The sequence below is a fragment of the Micromonospora foliorum genome, from assembly GCF_022229015.1.
GTDB lineage: Bacteria > Actinomycetota > Actinomycetes > Mycobacteriales > Micromonosporaceae > Micromonospora > Micromonospora foliorum.
The window spans coordinates 1-3875 of record NZ_JAKKFF010000184.1 but is presented as its reverse complement, the minus strand read 5'-3'; the positions used below and the strand labels follow the sequence as shown (position 1 = coordinate 3875).

General features: G+C 72.5%; 3 protein-coding genes and 2 pseudogenes. 4 read left to right on the top strand and 1 reads right to left on the bottom strand.

What is annotated here, in order from left to right; genetic code table 11:
* From PSH25_RS14840 to PSH25_RS14825, 4 genes and pseudogenes are all read left to right on the top strand, one after another.
* Window positions 1-816: pseudogene (locus tag PSH25_RS14840) on the top strand (ATPase); the annotation flags it as partial.
* Window positions 813-1217, top strand: a complete 405-nt coding sequence (locus PSH25_RS14835) for a roadblock/LC7 domain-containing protein (protein ID WP_030329023.1) — start codon at window positions 813-815, stop codon at window positions 1215-1217. The pseudogene PSH25_RS14840 and the gene PSH25_RS14835, both read left to right, overlap by 4 nt.
* A 99-nt stretch (window positions 1218-1316) precedes the next feature.
* Window positions 1317-1694, top strand: a complete 378-nt coding sequence (locus PSH25_RS14830) for a DUF742 domain-containing protein (protein WP_030329021.1) — start codon at window positions 1317-1319, stop codon at window positions 1692-1694.
* A 1-nt stretch (window position 1695) separates the two neighbouring features.
* Window positions 1696-2289 (top strand): GTP-binding protein, encoded by a 594-nt coding sequence (locus tag PSH25_RS14825; RefSeq protein ID WP_007455465.1) that lies wholly within the window; start codon window positions 1696-1698, stop codon window positions 2287-2289.
* Between the two features lie 268 nt (window positions 2290-2557).
* On the opposite strand, the pseudogene PSH25_RS14820 reads toward PSH25_RS14825, so the two are convergent.
* A pseudogene (locus tag PSH25_RS14820) lies at window positions 2558-3875 on the bottom strand (transposase); the annotation flags it as partial.

Genomic DNA, 3875 nt, shown 5'->3' with positions numbered 1-3875 from the left:
AAGGCTCCGGCGCCCACCGGGACCTACCCCCTTCCCCGGCCGTGCGCTCTTCCGATCCCGGCCGCAGCCCGGCCGTCGGCGCCAGCGCCGACCCCGGCAGCGGCTCCGGCTCCGCAGACCCGGCCGACGCCGCAGCAGCCGCAGGCGCAGAACCGTCAGCGGTACGCGGACGAGACGATGGAGCTGCCGATCTTCCGGGAGCTTGAGTCGGCCTGGTTCCGTACCCGTCGCCCGGGCTCCGAGGAGACCGCGGCCGGCGCCCAGCCAGCGACGAACGGCGACTCCGCGACCCAGCAGTTCGCCACGGTCGAGGCCAGCGGTCGGGCAGTCCACAAGACACCACCCGGGACGACAGGTAACACACCGATGGCAGACACTCCGACGGTCGGAGGAGCGCCGCGGGACAACGGCTCCACAGCGAACGAGGGCACCCGCCCGAGCCTCGCCGAGAGCCTGCCGAACCGCCGGCCCCAACCGCAGAGCAACGGCTGGCAGACCGCTGCCGACGACGGCTGGCGTGCTGCCTCCGCGGCGGCCGGCGCGGTGCCGGTGAGCGAGACCACCACGACCGGTCTGCCGAAACGCAAGCCGATGGCGCAGCTGGTGCCCGGCGCGGTGGAGAAGCCCACCACCTCGGTCCAGCGGCGCTCCCCGGAGGCGGTCCGTGGCCTGCTCTCCGCCTACCACCGGGGCGTGCAGCGAGGGCGTAGCACCTCGGACAACCCGACCAACCCGGAGGCGACTCCGGGAGGGCAATCCTCGCAGTCTGGCTCAGGCCCGGTGGCCGGGAGCGGGCAGAAGGAGCAAGAAGGATGACAACTACGCAGGATCTTGGTTGGCTGCTGGCCAACTTCGCCGACCGGGTGCCCGGCGTCGCGCACGCGGTCGCCGTATCGGCCGACGGCCTACTCCTCGCGTCGTCACGGGATCTGCCGCGCGACCGGGCAGACCAGCTCGCCGCGATCTCTTCGGGTCTGGTCAGCCTGACCCAGGGGGCAGCACGCTGCTTCGAGGGAGGCGCGGTGTTGCAGACCGTCGTGGAGATGGACAATGGCTTCCTGTTCCTGATGTCCATCTCGGACGGCTCGTCCTTCGCCGTGTTGGCCGCCCGCAGCTCCGACGTGGGCCAGGTTGGCTACGAGATGGCGCTGCTGGTCGACCGGGTGGGCGACGCGCTGACCCCGCAGCCGCGTGCGGCTGCGGGCATGCTGGGCTGACGTTCTCGCCGATCGTGAGGTCGGCACGACTGAAACAACGACAACGACGGGTTTCACCGGTGGGAGCCGGTAACGGGTGCGAAGGAGGTGAGCGGCGAGATGGCCGATCGTGACGAACCAACCGGAGCGTTGGTCCGTCCATACGCCGTGACCCGTGGTCGCACCCGTCCCCGGCTCGACATCGCGCTGGAGGCGCTCGTCGAGACGACGGTGCGCGGTCGGGCCGCTGCCAATGGCAACGGCGGCCAGGGCCGCGAACACCAGTACATCGCCGCGCTGTGTGACGGACGCGTGCAATCGCTCGCAGAGATCGCGGCGCGGATGCAGCTCCCGCTCGGTGTGGCCCGGGTGCTCATCGCCGACATGGCGACGGACGGCCTGGTCGCGGTCCACGAGCCGACCATTTTGGACGACTCCGACGACGCGGTGGGCACTGAACTGCTGGAGAGGGTGCTGAGTGGACTTCGCAGGCTCTGACATGTCGCACCGCCCGCCGAACCCGAGCGGCCGCGTGACGTCGGCGAAGATCGTTATCGCCGGTGGATTCGGCGTCGGTAAGACGACGCTGGTCGGCTCGGTCTCGGAGATCACGCCGCTGACCACCGAGGCCATCATGACCTCCGCTGGCGTGGGCGTCGACGACACCCGGCAGGTGCCGGGCAAGACGACGACCACGGTGGCCATGGACTTCGGCCGGATCTCGATCGACCGTGACCTGATTCTGTACCTGTTCGGTACGCCGGGTCAGACCCGTTTCTGGTTCATGTGGGACGAACTGGTGCGGGGTGCGATCGGTGCGGTCGTGCTGGTGGACACTCGCCGGCTGGCCGACTGCTTCGCGGCGATCGACTTCTTCGAGCACCGACGCCTGCCGTACCTGGTGGCGATCAACTGCTTCGACGGAATGCAGTACCACGACCCGCAGGACGTCCGGGACGCCTTGGCGATCTCGAGCGACGTGCCGGTGGTGGCCTGCGACGCCCGTAACCGGGAGTCGACGAAGCACGTGCTGATCTCGCTTGTCGAGTACGTGCTGACCATGCGCCGTACGCGCGCCGTCGCACCGGCCTGATCGCGGCGCTGCACGCCCCGGTGGTGGCTCCGGCCGCCACCGGGCGCTGCCAGCCGCCCCGGTGGGTCGATCCGCCCCGGTTCGTCGCCCAGACGGGCCGGTGCGCCGCCAAGCCGCCTCCTGACGTCCTGGACGCTGTCAGCCCCTTCCCGGGGCCACCAGCCCACCCACGGGCCTCGCGAGGCGGCTTCTGCGTACCCGGGATCCACCCGCTGACGCGAGAGCGCCCCCAGCCGACTGGCTGAGGGCGCTCGCGGGTGAAGAAGGGTCAGGACTGGTAGCCGGCCGAGCGGTACTCGTACTCCCGGTCGTCGTCGCGGTCCCCGTGGTCGCGGCTGAAGTCCCAGCCGCCGGCCGCCTCACGACCGGGCCGACCACCCACCGCGAAACCGCCGATCTCCTGGCCCCGACGCCAGCCACGGAAGTAGCCGGTCGTGTTCTCCGCGAGGCTTGCCGCATCACGCACTATCCGCAATGGGCGCTCCTCGCGCAGCGGGGAACCCGGCACCAGGTTGGCCTGCGGCACGCGCTTCGGCAGCCCGGCGTTGGTCTCGGCGCCCACCGCCGGGCGAGCGGCCTGCTCCGCGGCCTGCCAGCCGGTGTCGGCCGTGGTCGACCAGTCCAGGTCGGACTCCTCGGCCTGACCGACGAACCAGGCCGACTTGGCCTGCGCGAAGATCAGCAGGTCGCCGTCGCCCTCGTCGGCGACCGGCGGCGGCCGGTGTTCCATCGGCGGCGGCCGGTGCTCCATTGGCGGTGGCCGGTGCTCGACCGGGGGCGCCGGCCGGTGCTCGGCGGCACGCTCGGTGCGGGCGGCCGCCCGACCGTTGCGAGCGGCCTGCTCGCGGTCGACCAGGCGCAGCGGCGGCGTCTCCAGGTGCTGGTCCGCAGGAGGGTTGAGCCCCTCGCGCAGCGCCCGGTCGGCCAGCGGCGGCGGCTCCACCAGCCGCAGCATGGGTGGTTCCGGTGGCAGGTCGTCCGCCAACCAGGGCGGGGTGACCCGACCGTCGGCCCGACCCGGGTCGGTCGGGGCCTCGACACCGCGGCTACCGCCGTACGGGTAGGCCACCGGGTTGTTCGGTGAGCTGTCGGACGGGTCCTCCGGGTTGTTGACCAGCGGCCAGTTGGCCCGGGAGCCGGGCGGTGCGGCCTCCTGCCCGGGACGGGGGGTCGGCACCGGAATGCTGAGATCGGTGGCGCTGAACCCGCCGGTGGGTGGCTCGTCGACCGGGCGTTGCTGGTGGCTCGGCCGGGGTTCGCCGTTGGTCTTGGGGCGGGGCGGAATGACCGTCCGCTGCCGCTCGGCCCGCGCGTTGTTGATCGCGGCGGTGGTCAGCGTCGGTCGGAACGGCTCGCCGGCCTCGGCCGGAGGCACCATGCCCCGCTGTGCCGGCGCGATCGGGGTGATCCCGGGCGGCGGAGGCGGCGGTGAGGAGACCGGCCGGTTGGTCGGGCCGTCGATCCGGCTGGGGAGCGGCTCGGTGCGACTGGGCAGCGTGGACGCCGGCGGACCAGCCATCGCCGCCGGGGTCATCGGCGCGGGCGCGACCGGCGGTGGCGTGCCCGGCGCCGGGGCGACCGGCGGT